The organism is Allobosea sp. 01N443 (assembly GCF_056399325.1).
This window is the reverse complement of the sequence record NZ_JBFTRC010000214.1, coordinates 1-16,738: the sequence shown is the minus strand read 5'-3', so window position 1 is coordinate 16,738 and position 16,738 is coordinate 1. Positions and strand designations below refer to the sequence as shown.

The 16,738-nt window shown below is 63.7% G+C and carries 17 protein-coding genes; 11 read left to right on the top strand and 6 right to left on the bottom strand.

Annotated features, from left to right (window positions below; all coding sequences use genetic code 11):
• From AC1DRP_RS31620 to AC1DRP_RS31610, 3 genes are all read right to left on the bottom strand, one after another.
• The coding region (locus AC1DRP_RS31620; RefSeq protein WP_476770565.1) for an ABC transporter permease at positions 1-618 on the bottom strand (618 nt) is incomplete at its 3' end.
• Positions 615-1,415: an ABC transporter ATP-binding protein gene (locus AC1DRP_RS31615; protein ID WP_476770564.1), complete on the bottom strand. Its 801-nt coding sequence runs from the start codon at positions 1,413-1,415 to the stop codon at positions 615-617. The genes AC1DRP_RS31620 and AC1DRP_RS31615, both read right to left, overlap by 4 nt.
• Entirely contained in the window at positions 1,412-2,425 is a 1,014-nt protein-coding gene (locus tag AC1DRP_RS31610; protein WP_476770563.1) for an ABC transporter substrate-binding protein, read from the bottom strand. Before AC1DRP_RS31610 ends, AC1DRP_RS31615 begins: the two co-directional genes overlap by 4 nt.
• A 172-nt stretch (positions 2,426-2,597) precedes the next feature.
• Here AC1DRP_RS31610 and AC1DRP_RS31605 point away from each other — a divergent pair, with 172 nt between their 5' ends.
• From AC1DRP_RS31605 to AC1DRP_RS31580, 6 genes are all read left to right on the top strand, one after another.
• Entirely contained in the window at positions 2,598-3,314 is a 717-nt protein-coding gene (locus AC1DRP_RS31605) for a fumarylacetoacetate hydrolase family protein (RefSeq protein WP_441507743.1), read from the top strand.
• A gap of 72 nt (positions 3,315-3,386) precedes the next feature.
• Positions 3,387-3,611, top strand: coding sequence for a hypothetical protein (locus AC1DRP_RS31600; protein ID WP_476770562.1), 225 nt, complete (start codon positions 3,387-3,389; stop codon positions 3,609-3,611).
• 30 nt (positions 3,612-3,641) lie between these two features.
• The gene (locus tag AC1DRP_RS31595) at positions 3,642-4,655 is read left to right on the top strand and encodes a DNA topoisomerase IB (protein ID WP_476770561.1); all 1,014 of its coding nucleotides are present in this window, start codon (positions 3,642-3,644) and stop codon (positions 4,653-4,655) included.
• A gap of 133 nt (positions 4,656-4,788) precedes the next feature.
• Positions 4,789-6,861: an ATP-dependent helicase gene (locus AC1DRP_RS31590; protein WP_476770560.1), complete on the top strand. Its 2,073-nt coding sequence runs from the start codon at positions 4,789-4,791 to the stop codon at positions 6,859-6,861.
• A 174-nt stretch (positions 6,862-7,035) separates the two neighbouring features.
• Positions 7,036-7,287: a hypothetical protein gene (locus AC1DRP_RS31585; protein WP_441507746.1), complete on the top strand. Its 252-nt coding sequence runs from the start codon at positions 7,036-7,038 to the stop codon at positions 7,285-7,287.
• A gap of 122 nt (positions 7,288-7,409) precedes the next feature.
• Positions 7,410-7,826 carry a DUF1236 domain-containing protein gene (locus tag AC1DRP_RS31580; RefSeq protein ID WP_069881129.1) on the top strand — a complete coding sequence of 139 codons (417 nt, stop codon included), beginning with the start codon at positions 7,410-7,412 and terminating at the stop codon, positions 7,824-7,826.
• 115 nt (positions 7,827-7,941) lie between these two features.
• On the opposite strand, the gene ligD (AC1DRP_RS31575) is transcribed toward AC1DRP_RS31580, so the two are convergent.
• Entirely contained in the window at positions 7,942-8,874 is a 933-nt protein-coding gene (gene ligD, locus AC1DRP_RS31575; RefSeq protein WP_476770559.1) for a non-homologous end-joining DNA ligase, read from the bottom strand.
• Between the two features lie 49 nt (positions 8,875-8,923).
• On the opposite strand from ligD (AC1DRP_RS31575), the gene AC1DRP_RS31570 reads away from it, so the two are divergent.
• On the top strand, positions 8,924-9,271 hold the full coding sequence (locus AC1DRP_RS31570) for a hypothetical protein (RefSeq protein ID WP_476770558.1): 348 nt from the start codon (positions 8,924-8,926) through the stop codon (positions 9,269-9,271).
• Between the two features lie 619 nt (positions 9,272-9,890).
• On the top strand, positions 9,891-10,718 hold the full coding sequence (gene ku / locus AC1DRP_RS31565) for a non-homologous end joining protein Ku (protein WP_441507750.1): 828 nt from the start codon (positions 9,891-9,893) through the stop codon (positions 10,716-10,718).
• Here ku (AC1DRP_RS31565) and ku (AC1DRP_RS31560) read toward each other — a convergent pair whose 3' ends face one another.
• Positions 10,719-11,507, bottom strand: a complete 789-nt coding sequence (gene ku / locus AC1DRP_RS31560; protein ID WP_441507751.1) for a non-homologous end joining protein Ku — start codon at positions 11,505-11,507, stop codon at positions 10,719-10,721.
• 75 nt (positions 11,508-11,582) lie between these two features.
• On the bottom strand, positions 11,583-14,204 hold the full coding sequence (gene ligD / locus AC1DRP_RS31555) for a DNA ligase D (protein ID WP_476770557.1): 2,622 nt from the start codon (positions 14,202-14,204) through the stop codon (positions 11,583-11,585).
• A 247-nt stretch (positions 14,205-14,451) separates the two neighbouring features.
• On the opposite strand from ligD (AC1DRP_RS31555), the gene AC1DRP_RS31550 reads away from it, so the two are divergent.
• From AC1DRP_RS31550 to AC1DRP_RS31540, 3 genes are all read left to right on the top strand, one after another.
• Positions 14,452-15,087 carry a DUF1989 domain-containing protein gene (locus AC1DRP_RS31550; protein ID WP_476770556.1) on the top strand — a complete coding sequence of 212 codons (636 nt, stop codon included), beginning with the start codon at positions 14,452-14,454 and terminating at the stop codon, positions 15,085-15,087.
• 147 nt (positions 15,088-15,234) lie between these two features.
• Entirely contained in the window at positions 15,235-16,356 is a 1,122-nt protein-coding gene (gene ald / locus AC1DRP_RS31545) for an alanine dehydrogenase (RefSeq protein ID WP_476770555.1), read from the top strand.
• Between the two features lie 209 nt (positions 16,357-16,565).
• On the top strand, positions 16,566-16,738 hold a 173-nt coding region (locus AC1DRP_RS31540; protein WP_476770566.1), incomplete at its 3' end, for a leucine zipper domain-containing protein.

The following is a 16,738-nucleotide window of genomic DNA, read 5'->3' as shown; positions in this document are numbered from 1 at the left end:
GAACTGCGGCAGGCCGGTCGGGATCTTCAGCTTGACCAGTGTCTGGAGGCGCGAGGCGCCGATGCTCTTGAACAGCATGCGCGCATTTTCGTCGGCCGCATGCAGCCCGGCCGCGGTGCCGACGATGATCGGAAACACCGAGATGAAGGCTGCGAGCGCGACCTTCGACATGATGCCGAACCCGAGCCAGGCGACGAAGAGCGGAGCGAAGGCGAGCTTGGGCATGGTGTCGACCGCGACGATGTAAGGCATCACCGCGCGCTCGCCGAAGCTCGTTTCCCCGACCACGACGCCGAGCGTGACACCGATCGCCAGCGCCACGACGAAGCCCACGAGGACCTCGCTTGCCGTGACCCAGAAGGCTGGCAGCATATAGTCCCCGGCCATCAGGTTGCGCCCGACGAAGCCGATATCGCGCAGCGTATCGCCGGGGGTAGGCAGGATCAGCGGCGAGACGATCTCGGCGGCGGTGATGCCCTGCCAGAGCCCGAGGAAGAGCACGAGCAGCCCAAGCATCGAGGCCCAGCGCGGGGCCTTGGAAATCCACGAAACCTTTTCGATCCAGACCGTGTCGGCGGGCAGGGCGGCTGCCAACGGCTTCTCCGCGACATGGCTCACCGGAATGCTCCCTTGTCGAGAAGGCCGCGGATCACACCGACATACTCGCCGAAGAGCGGCAGCGTGGTCATGTCGAGCGTCCTCGGCCGCGGCAGGGCGATGGGGATGCTGCGCACGATCCGCCCGGGGCGCGACGACATCACATGCACGATGTCGGAGAGGATGACGGCCTCGGCGATGGAATGGGTCACCAGGAAGGCCGAGGCGTTGCGCTCGCGGCAGATGCGCTGCAGCTCCATGTTCATGAAATCACGGGTGATCTCGTCGAGTGCGCTGAACGGCTCGTCGAGCAGCAGCACATTCGGCTCCGAGATCAGCATCCGGCAGATCGCGGCGCGCTGCGCCATGCCGCCCGAGAGCTGCGAGGGGTAGGTGTCCTCGAACCCTTTCAGCCCGACCAGTTCGAGCAGGACGCGAGCACGCGCCGCGGCCGTCTCGGCTGCAGCGCGCCCTTCGCGGACTTCGACCGGCAGCAGGATGTTCTGGAGCGTCGTCCGCCACGGAAACAGCGTCGCCTGCTGGAACATCATCCCGATATCGGCACGGGCGCCCAGCACCGGTGTCCCCGCGAGCATCACCCGGCCCTTCGAAGGCGGTGTCAGGCCCGCCATGATCTTGAGCAGCGTCGACTTCCCGCAGCCGCTCGAGCCGATGACCGAATGGAACTCACCTTCCCGGAGAACCAGATCGACGTTCTCCAGCGCCACCACGCGCTCGCCGTAGGATTTCGAAACCTGCGCGAGTTCGTAGACCGGCCGAGGTCGCGCCTCGGCCGATACAGTCGCCGCCACCGTCATCGCGGAGCGTTCCAGGCCGTGACGAGATCGTTGGAATAGGCCTTGGTCAGGTCGGCCAGCGGCTTCTTGAGATCGCCCGAGGCAACGAGCGTCTGTTGCCACATCTCCCAGGCGGCGGGGTGGTTGTAGCCAAAACCCTTGGCGGGATCGATCGGACTGGTCAGCTTGTAATAGACGTCGARCAGAGCCTCGGCGAAGGGCATGTTTTCCAGCTGTTGCGGATTGCCCATGCGGGCATGTTTCAGGGTCGCGGCCCGGTTGGCCGGGTCGATCCCGAATTTGGTGCCCCTGACCAGCGCGCGGCCGAAGCGCTCCAGCATGCTGCGGTTCTCGTCGAGATATTTCCGCGTCACCACATAGCCGTTGCCGAAGAAGGACTGGAACGGCGGAGGTGTCAGCGAGCGCAGCTTGACACCGCGCAGTGTCAGCGTGGCCGCGCCCGCGGTGTCGGAGGCATAGGCGTCGATCGCCTTCTGCATGAAGCCGGCGACAGCCATGCCGCCCTCGCCAACCGTGATGAACTTGTAGTCCTGGCCTTCCTTCATGCCCTCGGCGTCGAAGATCGAGCGCACGAACGCGACCTCCGCCCCGTCTGCCGTGCCGACGCCGATGACCTTGCCCTTCAGGTCGGTGGGCTTCTGGAACGGCGAAGCCTCCGGCACGACGAGGTTGAACTGGCTGCGGGTGAAGTAATTGTAGATGTAGACCAGATCCTGGCCCCGTTCGCGCGCCGCCATCAGCGGCCCCGGACCGGGATGGGCGAGCTGCGCCTGGCCCGCAAGGAGCGCCTGGATGGCCTGGGCCGAACCATTGACGCTGCGCGGCTGGATCTTGAGCTTCTCCTCGGCGAAATAACCTTCGCCGATCGCGGCATAGAGGGCGAAATAACCCAGCCCGCCCGGGCTCGGATAGACGATCGTGAGCTCATCCTGCGCCTGCGCATGAACACGCGACGCTGCGAGCGCAAGCGGCAGGCCCGCCGCCGCTGCCATGAACTGCCTACGTTTCATCCCGCTCCCCTTGCGTTTTTCTGATACGGATGAGCGAACGATGCATTATCGATCAAACGTGTCAAATAAATTCAGATTATCTGGCGTGTGATAAAAATATGCAGATTTATCTGGACAGGATCGAGCCGGCCCATATGCTGTCCCGATCGTGACCCAGCGCATGGCTTCCCAGATGACGACACTCGCAGACTTCGCCGTTCCGGCGCCGACCCTCCAGTCACTGCCGATCGAGGGCTCCTCGGCGCGCTTCCCGATCCGGCGGATCTACTGCGTCGGTCGCAACTATGTCGCCCATGTCAGGGAGATGGGCGGCGACGAGACCCGCGATTTCCCGCTGATCTTCCAGAAGCCGGCCGATGCAATCGTCCAGAACGGCGGCGTCGTTCCCTATCCGCCGATGACGGACGATTTTCACTTCGAGCTCGAGCTCATGGTGGCGATGAAGTCCGGCGGCTACAACATCCCTCAGGACGAAGCGCTCGAGCATGTCTTCGGCTACGGCATCTGCCTCGACATGACCCGCCGCAAGCTGCTCGACACGCCAGACGGCCCGCGGATCCCGTGGGAACTTAAGAAATCATTCGATCACTCGGCGCCCTGCGGCCCGATCTACCCGGTCGAACAGGTCGGCCACCCGTCGACGGGCAAAATCCGCCTCGAGGTCGACGGTGTCGCACGCCAGGATTCCGACCTGTCCTTGATGATCTGGCGCACGCCCGAGATCATTGCGACACTCTCGAAATATTACTCGCTCGAGCCCGGCGATGTGATCATGACCGGTACGCCGCATGGCGTCGGCGCGGTCCTTCCCGGTAATGTTCTCGTCGGCAGCATCGAGCGCCTCGGCGCGCTCACCGTCACGATCGGCGCGTCGCCGCTGGCGGGCTGACAGATTGCGCCTGGGCGGAACAAGCGCTGGCCCGACCGTGTTTATCGCGAAGCTTCCTGCGGAGGTTTTGCCATGCAGCTATCGGCCAAGGACAGATTGATTGCGGCCCTCGTGGCCCAGCTTCATGCCGAACGCGAGACGAGGGATGCGCTCGCCTTTGTGATAGCGAATGGCCAGCGCGACCGGGATGTCCTCACCGCCATCCTCACGGATCCGGTGCCGGCCTTCACGCAGGCTGACTTGGCCTACGCCGAAGAACTCGTGCGCCGCCATCATAACCGCCGGGAAGCGGCTTGATGCAGGAAGCGCTGGGCAAGCAGTAACGCCATGGTCGCCGGCAAGCCATCCCGCGCCCCTGGTCGGCTGCGGATCGTCAATCCCGGAGATCTGACGATCCGCAGGGGCCGGCGCGGCAGGGGCTTTGCCTATCTCGACGCCACTGACGAGCCCGTCCGGGACGCGGCCTTGCTTGAGCGGATCCGCTCACTTGCAATTCCGCCCGCCTATCGCGAGGTGCGCATCGCGGCCGATCCACGGGCCCATCTCCAGGCGGTCGGGCGGGACGAGGCCGGGCGGCTGCAATATCTCTATCATCCCGAATGGGAGCGGGTCCGCGAACGCCGCAAGTTGAAGCGATTGCGGCTGCTGATCGACGCGCTGCCCCGTTTGCGCAAGGCGGTCGCCGATGATCTCAAGGCGCGTGCGCTCTGCCGCAGGAAAACGCTGGCTTGCGCAGTCGCCATCATCGACCGCTGCCATCTGCGCGTTGGCGGCGAGGCCTATGCGAGGAGCAATGGCAGCCATGGTGCCTCGACGCTCCTCAAGCGCCATGTCGCGTTGACGGCCTCGCGGATCGACCTGCTGTTTCGCGGCAAGGGCGGAAAGCAGATCGCATGCTCGCGGCAGGATGGCCCGCTCGCCCGAGCACTTGCCCGGATTGCGCAGTTGCCCGGCCGGCGACTGCTGCAATACCGGGACGAGGACGGCAAGGTGACGCCGGTCCATGCCGGCGACATCAACGCCTATCTCCGCGAGATCTCCGGCCTCGCCATCAGTGCCAAGGATTTGAGGATGCTGGCGGGGAACGCTGCGGCCGCCGAACTGCTGCTGGCCAGCCAGATCATGATCGGCGATGGCAGCGAGAAGCGTCAGCTCGCCGAGATCATGCGCGCCGTCTCGGAGCAACTGGCGAACACGCCTGCCGTGACGCGCAAGAGCTATGTCCACGCCATCGTGGTGAAGGCCTATGCCAACGGGAAGCTCGCGGCCTCCTTCGAGAAGGCGCGCGCCAGGGGCGGCTGTTCCCGGATCGAGCGGGCGCTCGCCTCGCTGGCTGGGTGAGGTGAATCGCCGCCTCATGATCAGGTCGAAACCGATCCTGCCATAGGGCTTCGGCCATCTGGCTCAGGACGGCTGCCCTATTCCCGATCTTTTGCGTTGCGAACAAAACGCGAAAAATGATCGAATATGAGACATGTTCGCTCTCGATTCGCTGGCGCCACCAAGCTATCTCGACAGGCTCAACCCCGCGCAACGCCGCGCGGTGGAGCACGGCGTCGGCACGCAGCCGGGTCCCTTGCTGGTGATCGCGGGGGCGGGATCCGGCAAGACCAACACGCTCGCGCATCGTGTCGCGCATCTGATCCTGAACGGTGCGGACCCGCGCCGCATGATGATGCTGACCTTCTCCCGACGCGCTGCAGCCGAGATGGCGAGGCGGGTGGAGCGCATCGCGCGCGACGTGCTGGGAGAGGGGGCTGCCGTCATGACCGACGCGCTGACCTGGGCCGGGACCTTTCACAGCGTGGGAGCAAGGCTGCTCCGGGATTACGCGCCGGAGCTTGGGCTCGATCCGCATTTCACGATCCATGACCGCGAGGACAGCGCCGACCTGATGAACCTCGCTCGTCACGAGCTTGGCTACTCGAAAACGGAAGGGCGCTTTCCCAAGAAGGGCACCTGCCTTGCGATCTATTCGCGCTGCGTCAATGCCGAAGAGCCGGTTGAGGCCGTGCTGGGTGCTTCCTTTCCCTGGTGCGCATCATGGGCAGGGGAGCTGAAGCAGCTCTTTTCAGCCTATGTCGAGGCCAAGCAGGCCCAGAACGTCCTTGATTACGACGATCTTCTGCTGTGCTGGGCCCAGGCCGCAAGCGAGCCCAGCCTTGCCGCGGAGATGGGCGGACGTTTCGACCATGTCTTCGTCGACGAGTATCAGGATACCAACAAGCTTCAGGCCTCGATCCTGCTGGCGCTCAAGCCCGATGGCCAGGGGCTCACCGTCGTCGGCGATGACGCGCAATCGATCTACTCGTTCCGCGCCGCCGAGATCCGCAATATCCTCGATTTCCCCCAGGCCTTCAGCCCACCGGCTGAGGTCGTCACGCTGGATCAGAACTATCGTTCGAACCAGCCCATTCTGGCCGCCGCGAATGGGGTGATCGAGCTCGCCCGCGAGCGCTTCACCAAGAACCTCTGGACCGACCGCCAGTCGGGCGGCAAGCCCCAACTCGTCAATGTTCGCGACGAAGCCGACCAGGCGCGCTTCGTCGCGACGCGCGTGCTGGAGAACAGGGAGGCGGGGCACACGCTCAAGCAGCAGGCGGTGCTCTTTCGCGCCTCGCATCACAGCGGCCCGCTGGAGGTCGAGCTGACACGGCGCAATATTCCTTACAAGAAGTTCGGCGGGCTGAAATTCCTCGATGCCGCCCATGTCAAAGACATGCTGGCGATGCTGCGCTTCGTCGAGAATCCGCGCGACAGGGTCGCCGGGTTCCGCTTGCTGCAGCTGCTTCCGGGCGTGGGGCCGACCTCCGCGCAACGCGTGCTCGATCAGGCCGGCACGGCAGATGATTTCGCAGCAGGCCTCGCGGAGCTGTCGGCGCCCGCGCGTACGGGCGACGCCTGGCCGGATTTCGTTGCGACATTCCGGGCGCTGCGCTCAGGGATAGGCTGGCCGGCAGACCTCGAACGGGCCCGTCTCTGGTACGACCCTCACCTGGAGCGCATTCACGAGGATTTCACCACGCGTCGAGCCGATCTGGTTCAGCTGGAGCAGATCGCCTCCGGCTATCCATCCCGCGAGCGCTTCCTCACCGAGCTCACCCTCAATCCGCCCGACGCAACGAGCGATGAAGCGGGTCCGCCATCGCTGGACGAGGATTTTCTCATCCTCTCGACCATCCACTCCGCCAAGGGACAGGAATGGAAGTCGGTCTTTGTGCTGAACACGGTGGACGGCTGTCTTCCCAGTGACCTTGCCGTCGGGGAGACCGCCGAGATCGAGGAGGAGCGCAGGCTGCTCTATGTCGCGATGACGCGCGCCAGGGACGACCTGCATCTGGTCGTGCCGCAGCGCTTCTTCACTCATGGCCAGGCCGCGCGAGGCGATCGGCATGTCTACGCGGCACGCACGCGGTTCATCCCGCATGCCCTGCTGCACCTGTTCGAGCAGGCGACCTGGCCCATCGAGCAGGCTCAGGCCGCCATGCAACACCGCAGCGGCGTGAGAATTGACGTGTCGGCACGACTCAAGGGCATGTGGCGCTGAAGCATCGGCCCGAGGGATTGCGGTTTTCGGGTAAGCCGATGCGATCGCAGAAGGCGCGATCGGCCTGCGCCGGTGGCGCCGGCCCGCATCTTGCTTGTTCCCCTTAAGCTCTCGGTAACCCAGAAACCCCAGCCTTCATGGCTGGCCTGACTCGATTTCACTCGGAGTGCCTCCATGGATGCCTTCACGATGGTGATTGTCGCGTGCATTTCCGGCGAAGCGACCTGCACCGCTTCCCGGATCAGCGAACAGGGTTTCACGACGGTGCAGGCCTGCGAAGCCCGCATCGACGACATCGCGCGTGCGATGACGGTGGAGTTTGGAAAACGACCGGAATTCAAGGGCCGACAGGTCACTTACGACGTCTCCTGCATGGACAGGGAACAGCTCTGGCACAAGCTTGGGGTGACCCAGGCCGAGACCTGATTGCGGCCGTTCGCGACGGAGGCGGCCTCTCGCGGGACACCGACGTCCGGATGCCGATCGGTGGAACAAACCGGAATCGAGCCCGTTCCTGATCACAGAACCCTCAGCGAAGGAGATCTGTGATGATGAAGAAGCTTGCTCTCGCCGCGACCCTGATTCTCGTGCCCGTCGCGTCATTCGCCCAGAATCCGCAGGGCGCGCAGGGTGGTGCAGCTGCCGGCGCGGCGACAGGCGCCGTGGGCGGGGCGATCGTCGGCGGTCCGGTCGGTGCTGTTGTCGGCGGCGTGGGTGGCGCTGTCGTAGGCGGCATCGTCGGCGACAATACCCCCCGCTTCAAGACCTATGTGGTCGAGCAGCGTGTGCCGTCCTACACCTATGCCGAGCCGCTCGCGGTCGGCACCGTGCTCCCGAATGAGGGCGTGACCTATCGCGAAGTGCCGCGCGAGTATGGCGCGACCCAGTACCGCTATACGGTCGTGAATAACCGCACTGTGCTGGTCGAGCCCGGCACCCGCAGGATCGTTCAGATCATCGAGTGATCAGCACAATCGTCCAACCGTTCGGCCCGCCAGCAGCTTCCGTTGGCGGGCCGTTTGCTGCCTGGCGAACGCGTGGCCTTGTCCGCGATGTCCGGCCCTGGCTCGGTCCTGACTCCTATGCATCATCGAACCGAAAGATCCTCGCAGCACCGGCTTCGTCGCGCAGGCCCTTGTAAGTCGCGTGGCGAAGCTTGCCGTCATCGGTCCAGCCGCGGAATTCGATCTCGGCAACCAGCACGGGCGAAACCCAGCGCGCGGCTGTCCGCTGGATGGCCAGGGGTGGTCGCGGAACGAGTCTCGCGTCGAGCCGCGCCTTCAAGGCGGCGCCGGACAGCTCGGTGAAGCCGCTGCCAACCCCGCCGACATAGACCAGGCCGTCGGCCTTTTCCGCAGCGAGCAGCAACCTGCCGATTCCTCCAAAGCCGATCGAAGGCTCATATCCGATGATGACGAAGCGCTCCGACTGGATGCACCTGATCTTGAGCCAGTCACCATCGCGGCCGGAGCGATAGGGTGCATCAAGGCGTTTTGCGATGATGCCTTCGAGGCCGAGCTTGCAGGCGAGGGTGTAGAACGCCTCTCCGTCGGCAATCACGTCCTCACTGAGCAGGATACCGGGAGACGCGCGGTCGATTGCATCGGCCAGGACCTCGCGCCGCTGCGAGAGCGGCAGATGCCGCAGATCCTGTCCATTGAGGTACAGAAGATCGAAGGCAAACAGGACCGCGAGTTCGGCGCTGCCCTTGCCGTCTCGCCCGCCGAGCGCTTGCTCCAATGCCGCGAGATCCGATTTTCCGCTCCGATCGAGGATGACGGCCTCGCCATCAAGGATAGCACTGTCGACGACGATCTGCTTCGCCGCCGCCACGATCGCGGGAAAGCGGGCCGTCCAATCCCGGCCGTCTCGCGCAAGCAGGCGCACCTCGCGCGAAGGCTCGATATGAACGGCAAGCCGGTAGCCGTCCCATGCCACCTCGAACGACCAATTGGACCCCTTGGGCGGCTTTGCCGCCTCACTGGCAAGGCATGGCTCGACATGCTGCGGCATAGGATCGTCATCTTGCGTGCTGTCGTCAGGGAGACGGGCCTCCACTGGTATGGCAACGGGCGACAAGACCGTGCCCTTCAACGCCTCCGAACCGGGGCCGGACCGCGACATCTGGCGCACGCGCATGACGGGTTCTCCTCCACCGCAGACAAACGCCGGGCAGCGGGCACTCGTTCCGGCGACGTGGAACTTCGTGCCGCCTCAGCAGTTAGGATATGGTGGTGATATGGGAGTGCTGACATGGGTTCGTTACCCCGCGCTTTTCATCCCAAGCGGAAACCCGGACGACCTGCGCAGCATCACCTACACGCTCGATAGCGGTGCGCTCGTGAACTTTGTCGACGAGCGCAGGTTCGAAGTCGCCAGAACCGGGCTGATCATCACGCGGCTGGAGTGAATTCGATCAAGAGTTGCCGCATCCGGCAAATGACATTGCCGGGAGCGCTCCAAGGTTTAGGTTGCTCCCTACAGGGAGGTGCTTTGCATGTCCGATACCCTTTCCAGATCAGAACCAGTGACGGTGACACTCCGTACGCACGAAGACTATCGCGATGCTTGTGAGCGCGTTGGCCAGTTGGAAGGCATCAGGCCGAGCGCCGCCCGAGATCGTCAGCTCGCTGCGCTTAGAACGGCCATCCACGCCTACGAGCCGCGGCAGACGCCATTGCGGACATCACCATGACCACGTAAGGCCTGGCGCGCTCGGCAGGGCAATGCGACCAGCCCGTCAACGAAACGAAAGACGAGACAGAGCCGTTGCGAGGCTCCGGTCGGGCAAGCCCTGTTCAGGTACTCGGGCATCTGCCTGGGGCGCATAGGGCAGAACCATCTCACGATAACGTGTTCCCTGTAGCCGCCAGTCGACGCCTTTTCTGTCGTGAACGAATGCAGCCGAGCGCCGACGTCCATCACGGTTCCGGTGCTTCTTTGGTCGCGTGGTGCGGTGCAAACTGGAACCATCATGGATGCCCGCTCGTTCCTCGCTCGCGTCCGCTGAAACGCTATGGGGAAATGTCATGGCGCCGCGCGCTGTCTGGAAAGGCGTTCTGAAGATCGCCGAGGTGAGCTGCCCGGTTTCGCTCTACACGGCAGCCTCGACCGCCGAGCGGATCTCGTTTCACACCTTGAACCGCAAGACCGGCAACCGCGTCCATCGTCAGTATATCGACGAGGTCTCCGGCAAGCCGGTCGAGACCGAGGATCAGGTCAAGGGCTACGACAAGGGCAACGGCGATTACGTCCTGCTCGAGCCGGAAGAGATCGCCGCCGCGATCCCGGAAAGCGACAAGACCCTCACGGTCGAGACGTTCCTGCGGTGCGGCGAGATCGACGAGATCTTCTTCGACAAGCCCTACTATATCGCGCCTGCCTCACCCGTGGCGTCCGAAGCCTTCGCGCTGATCCGCGAGGGAATGAAGGACCAGAAGTCGGCCGCGCTGGCCCGAACGGTCATCTTCCGCCGGATGCGATCGATCCTGATCCGTCCTCAGGACGAAGGGTTGATCGCGACGACGTTGAACTTCGACTACGAGGTCCGCTCGGCCGAGGACGCCTTCAGCGAGATCCCGGAAATCAAGATCGACGGTGAGATGCTCGACCTGGCCGAGCACATCATCAAGACGAAGGCTGGCAAGTTCGATCCCAAACAGTTCGACGATCGCTATGAAGCCGCGCTGGCCGAACTCGTCCAGGCCAAGATCGAAGGCCGCAAGATCAAGCCACAGAAGCGGCCCGAGCCCTCGAAGGTCGTCAGCCTGATGGAGGCATTGCGTCAAAGTGCCAAGGCTGGCGGCGGCGAGAAGCCCGCAGCGGCGAAGCAAGCCCCGCGCAAGAAGGCGAGTTGATTATTTGCGCCGCGGTTCCAGGCTGCGCTTGAGCGCGTCCATGATGTTGACGACATTGCCTTCCGAGGCCGGACGCGGCGATGTCCTCATCGGATTGCGGCCCTTCTCCTTGGCCTTGATGATACCAAGCAGCTCCTCCTGGACCGGATCCTTGGCAAGCTCCGGGGACCAGTCCTTGGTGCGGGTCGCGATGAGCTTGTCCATCAGGGGACGCAGATCAGAGTCCGGTGCGGCCTCGCCGATCCCGGCGAAATAATCTTTCTCGGGCCGGACCTCATCGCCATAGCGCAAGGTCCACAAGACGATGCCGTTATCGCGGGCGTCCAGCAGCACGGCCCGTTCGCGCCGATAGAGGACGAGCCGCGAGATTCCGACCGTCTTCGTACGCTTCATCGCTTCGCGGATGACGGAGAATGCCTCTTCCCCGACCTTTGCATCGGGCACGAGGTAATGAGGCGTGTCATACCAGATCCAGCCGACCGATGATCTTGGAGCGAAGGTCTGGATGTCGATGGTTCGGGTGCTCTCCAGTGCCACGGAGTCGAGTTCATCGTCTTCCAACATGACATAGTCGTCATCGCCCCTTGGATAGCCCTTGACCTCGTCCTCGTCGCTGACGGGCTTGCCGGTGACCGCATCGACGAAGCGACTTCGTATCCGGTTTCCGGTCTTGCGGTTGAGCGTATGGAAGCGGACCTTCTCGTTGTCCGATCGGGCCGGCATCATCGCGACTGGACAGGTCACGAGGGACAGCTTGAGATAGCCCTTCCAGAACGTCCGCGGCGCCATGGTCACATCTCCCGACACACCCGGTGAACGCGGTGGCGTGGCTGATCGTTCCCCGGCGMCGCTTTCGGCAACCCGTCAGGCAGCCGTGGCGCGCCTGCCCAGCTTCTTGATCGCGTCGGAGAGCGAGCCTGCCGCGTCGTCATAGCCTTCCCAAGCCTTGGTCGTCTTGAGCAGGCCCGGCACGGTCCGCACGGTAAAGCGCTTGGGGTCGAGATCGGCTTTGACCTGCGGCCAAGTCAGCGGCATCGAGACCTGAGCGCCCGGCCGTGCCCGCGGCGACAGGGGGGCGACCGCCGTCGCCATGCGGTCATTTCGCAGATAGTCGAGGAAGATGCGGCCATTTCTGAGACGCTTGGCCATATTGACCACGTAGCGTGAGGGCTGTTYGGCGGCGAGTTCCGCGCAGATGTGGCGAGCGAAATCTTTCGCCGCAGGCCACTCGATCTTGTTGCGCTTTCCAGCCGCCAAGGGCGTGACGACATGTAGTCCCTTGCCGCCTGTGGTCTTGCAGAAACTGGCCAGTCCAAGCGCATCCAGCCGCTCGCGCATCTGGCTTGCGGCCTCGATCACCTCACCGAATGTCACGCCGGGCCCTGGATCGAGATCGAAGACCAGGCGGCCCGGCGTCTCCGGATCATCGGGCATGCAGTTCCACGGGTGAAGCTCGATGCCGCCGATCTGGGCCGCCGCCGCCAACGCCTCGATCCGATCGATCTGGAGATAGGGCTTCTTGTCGCCAAAGACCCGGACGAGTTCGAACAGGTTCGAGGTTCCCATGCCGGCGTGGCGCTGGAAGAACATCTCGCCCGTAATTCCATCGGGCGCGCGCACAAGCGAACAGGGCCGGCCCTTGATATGGGGCATCATCCAGTCGCCGACCGCCGCGAAATATTCGGCCAGTTCCTGCTTGGAGACAGGCCGGTCATCCCCCGCATTCGGCCACAAGATCTTCTCGGGGTGGCTGATGCCGACCCCCATGACAGTGGCCCTCTCGCCCCGACGGCGCGAGGATACCGGTTTCGGCTGCGGCGTCTCGGTGCCTTTCGGATCTGCGGGGAGGTCGGTTTCCACCTCGTCGGCGGGCTTGTCTTCGCGCAATCCCTTGAAGGCGGCCTGACGAGCCATGCCATCCCCGGTCCAGYCGGCAAACTCGATCTCCGCGACAAGTTCGGGCTTCAACCAGGTGACCCCGGGCTCGCGCTTGGGAGAGCCGGCCCCTTTGAAGGGCGAGGCTGTCGCGGCGGCCGCCTTCAGCTTTGGCAACAGCGCCTGCACCTTGGCGGCGCTGTAGCCCGTACCCACCCGTCCGATATAGACAAGATCCGACCCTCGATTGACGCCGACCAGAAGCGACTTGAATTTGCCGGCCGTCGTGGACCATCCGCCGATCACGACCTCGTGCCCGGCGCGGCATTTGGCCTTCGTCCAGCTGTTGCTGCGCCCTGACACATAGGGCGCATCGACCGCCTTCGAGACGATGCCTTCCAGGGAGAGTTGGCAGGCCGATTTCAGGATGGCGTCGCCGCCGGTCTCGAAATGTTCGACATAGCGCAGGATGACGCCGTCGCCGTGGTCGTCGAGGGTCTCCTTCAGACGCTCCTTGCGCTGCAGGAGTGGCAGCTCGCGGAGATCGGCCCCGACGCTGAACAGCATGTCGAAGGCGAAGAAGATCAGATCCTCCGTCCTGCCCTCCGAAATGGCGGCCTGGAGGGCGGCAAAATCCGGCGTGCCATGCTTGTCGAGCGCGACGATCTCGCCATCGATGATGGCATCGGGCAGGCTCTCTCCCGCCTTGGCGATCGTTTCAAAACGGGAGGTCCAATCGAGCCCCTTCCGCGTCTTGAGCGTGACGGTCCCGCCCTGGACCCGCATCTGGATGCGATAGCCATCGAACTTGATCTCATGCACCCACCCGCCACCATTGGCGGGACGCTCGACACTTCGGCATAGCTGCGGCGCGATGAACGGTGGCATGGGGGCCGGGCGAGATCTCTTGGGAGATCCGGATCGTTCCGGGCTTCGTCTGCGCTGCGCGGCCAGACCCTTCCGGCTGTCCCATTCGGCGTCAGCGGCGAGGGCGTCCTTCGCGAGGAGGAATGGCTTGGGCGAACGCCCCTTGCCGGCCGCGATCGCGTCCATGCTGCGGCCGGAGGCAACGGACGTGTCGGCCTTCAAGACCGCATCACCGTCGCCATCCACGGAATGCGCGTCCCGGTGCTTGATCAGCAGCCAGTTGGTGCGCTTGCCGCCATCCCGGTCATGACGCATCCGAACGAGGACAAAGCTGCCCTCGAGGCGCTCGCCGTCCAGAACGAACTTGAGTTCGCCCTTTTCCAGTTGGCGCTCCGGGCTGATCTTGCCCTCCGGCTGCCAGTAGCCGCGATCCCAGAGCAGAACCGTTCCCCCACCATATTGCCCCTTGGGTATGGTCCCTTCGAAATCTCCATAGGGCAGGGGGTGGTCTTCCACCTCGACTGCGAGGCGCTTGTCGCCAGGATCAAGCGAGGGGCCCTTGGTCACCGCCCAGGACTTGAAGACCCCGTCCAGTTCCAGGCGCAGATCATAATGAAGCCTGGTCGCATCATGCTTCTGGATGACGAAGCGCAGGCGGTTCGATTTCGAAACCGCAGCGTCTCCGTCAGGCTCCCTGGTCTTCTCGAAATCGCGCTTCTGACGATACGCCTTGAGCTTTTCCAAGTGACACTCCGCGTTCGCGGCTGAGCTTGCACGCAAGATGCACGTCCTGGCGGCACTCCGTGCAAAGACATCACAGGAACAGGCGCGGGAAATGATTGTTCCGAAACTTCGAGAGCTGCGATGTCAGGGGGCGCGTGAGGTCCTGCTGAAGCGCTGTCTCGCGCGCCCCGAACCATGAACAAGCCATCCTGATCGTCAATTAGCACCGGTACCTTAGGATGAGCCGGAATGGGTGTGAGGATCTGGAATGCAGTCGAGTTCTGTGAAGCGTGAGCCAGGCGACCTGTCCATCATCGTTCCCGCCCAATCCGGACGGTCAGTACGCGTATCGGGTGGCGATATCATCCGCATCGTCGATCCGAAGGGGCAGCAGGTCGCCGATCTCTGGGCCTTCGTCACCTCGCCCCGACTCGACTGGCTGAGCACGGCCCAGACCCGAGACATCAACGAGCGATTGTTTCCCAAGGTCGGAGAGAGCTTCTACAGCGACCGCGGCGTTCCGTTGCTGACATTGGTCGAGGACGGGTCCCCCGGTCCGCACGACATGCTGTTTCCTGCCTGCAACCGTGAACTCTACGAGCGGGCCGGGCTGCACGATCATCCAAATTGCAGGGACAACCTGCTCTTGGCACTTCAGGAAGAAGGCGTTGCGCTACCCTTCGTACCCGATCCGGTCGACCTGTTCCAAAACTCGCCTCCGCAACCAGACGGCCGGCTTGAGGTTCTCCCGTCGATCAACCCGCCTGGCGGGTATGTCGTCGTTCGCGCCGAATGCGATCTTCTCCTGGTCGTTACGGCGTGCTCGGTCGATTTCCATCCGACAAACGGCGAGTGCTGTACAGAAATCGAGATCGAAGTCGTTCGCAGCTCACGCTCTTCGTGATGGGGGACCAGATCGCCATGCACTGGCCAGCGGGCTCATTTGACGCAATGATCGAGCGCGGGCTGGTGAATGATCCTGCCAGCCGCGCAATCAAACGCGCACTATGGGCCAAACATAAAGGCCCTGGCTCCATGGGAGGAGAATTCCATGCTCGTCGGCGTGCCCTGCGAAATCAAGGACAATGAAGCGCGTACCGGGCTCGTCCCGTCATCCATCCGGGAGTTGGTCCATCATGGTCACCAGGTCATGGTCCAGTCGGGCGCAGGTCTTGGTGCCGGCATCACCGATGAGGACTACGTCGCGGTCGGCGCCAAGATAGTCGACGGGCCGGAGATAATATTCGCAGAAGCCGAGATGGTGGTGAAGGTCAAGGAACCCCTGGCCCAGGAGCGAAAGCGTCTGCGGCCCGGACAGATCCTGTTCACCTATCTGCACCTTGCTCCCGATCCTGCGCAGACCCGCGATCTCATTCAATCCAAGGCGATCTGTATCGCCTACGAGACAGTCACTTCACCCTCCGGCAGCCTGCCGCTTCTGGCGCCGATGTCCGAAGTGGCGGGCAGACTCGCACCTCAGGTCGGCGCACATGCCCTGGAGAAGGCCCAAGGGGGACGCGGCATCTTGCTGGGCGGTGTGCCGGGAGTCCCGGCAGCGTCCGTCGTGATTCTCGGCGGAGGCGTGTCGGGCACGCATGCGGCGACCATCGCCATTGGCATGGGAGCGCAGGTGACGGTCGTGGACCGGTCGGCGGAGCCGCTGAAGCGCCTGGCCACCCAGTTCGGCAATGCGATCACCACCGTCTTTTCCACGCAGGCGGCGATTGAAGAGCTCGTCAGGCAAGCGGACCTGGTGATTGGTGCGGTGCTGATCCCTGGCGCGTCGGCGCCCAAGCTGGTCAGCCACGATATGATCCGCACCATGAAGAAGGGCGCCGTCGTCGTGGACGTGGCCATCGATCAGGGCGGCTGTTTCGCGACCTCAAAGGCCACCACGCACTCCGACCCGACCTATATCGTCGATGGGGTCGTGCATTACTGCGTGGCCAACATGCCTGGCGCAGTCGCGCGCACCTCCACCTTCGCGCTCAACAATGCGACATTGCCCTTCGTGCTGGCCATCGCCAATCACGGCTGGCGCGAGGCTTTGAAGCAGGATCCGCACTTGCGCCAAGGTCTCAACATATGCGTCGGGCAGGTCACCTGCGAGCCCGTGGCAAGGGCTCAAGGCCTGCCATTCGTCGAGCCCCTCGCGGTCATTGATCGCGCATGAATGCAAGCAAGGTTCCGGTCTAAAGCATCGGCCCGAAAAGTGGATGGCGGTTTTCGGGGCAAAGCCGATGCAAAGACAAAGGGTTAGATCACCGGACTGGATACGATCTCCAGTCCGATGATCTAGCTGTGAGCTCTCAATAGGTTGTCCATCCGGTCCCGAGCGAGGAAGCTGAGGTTGCGAAGCTTCAGACCCCTCGGAGGAACCGGATGAACATCCACAAGAATGCCCGGCTGACGCAGTTGGGTCGAGAGCGGATCGTGCGCATGGCGGCGGCAGGCACGGCCTCTGGCGTGATCGCCAGGGCGGCCGGCGTCAGCCTCAAGACCGTCCATAAATGGATCGCCCGTTTCGCCGCCGAGGGCATGGCCGGGCTGGCGGA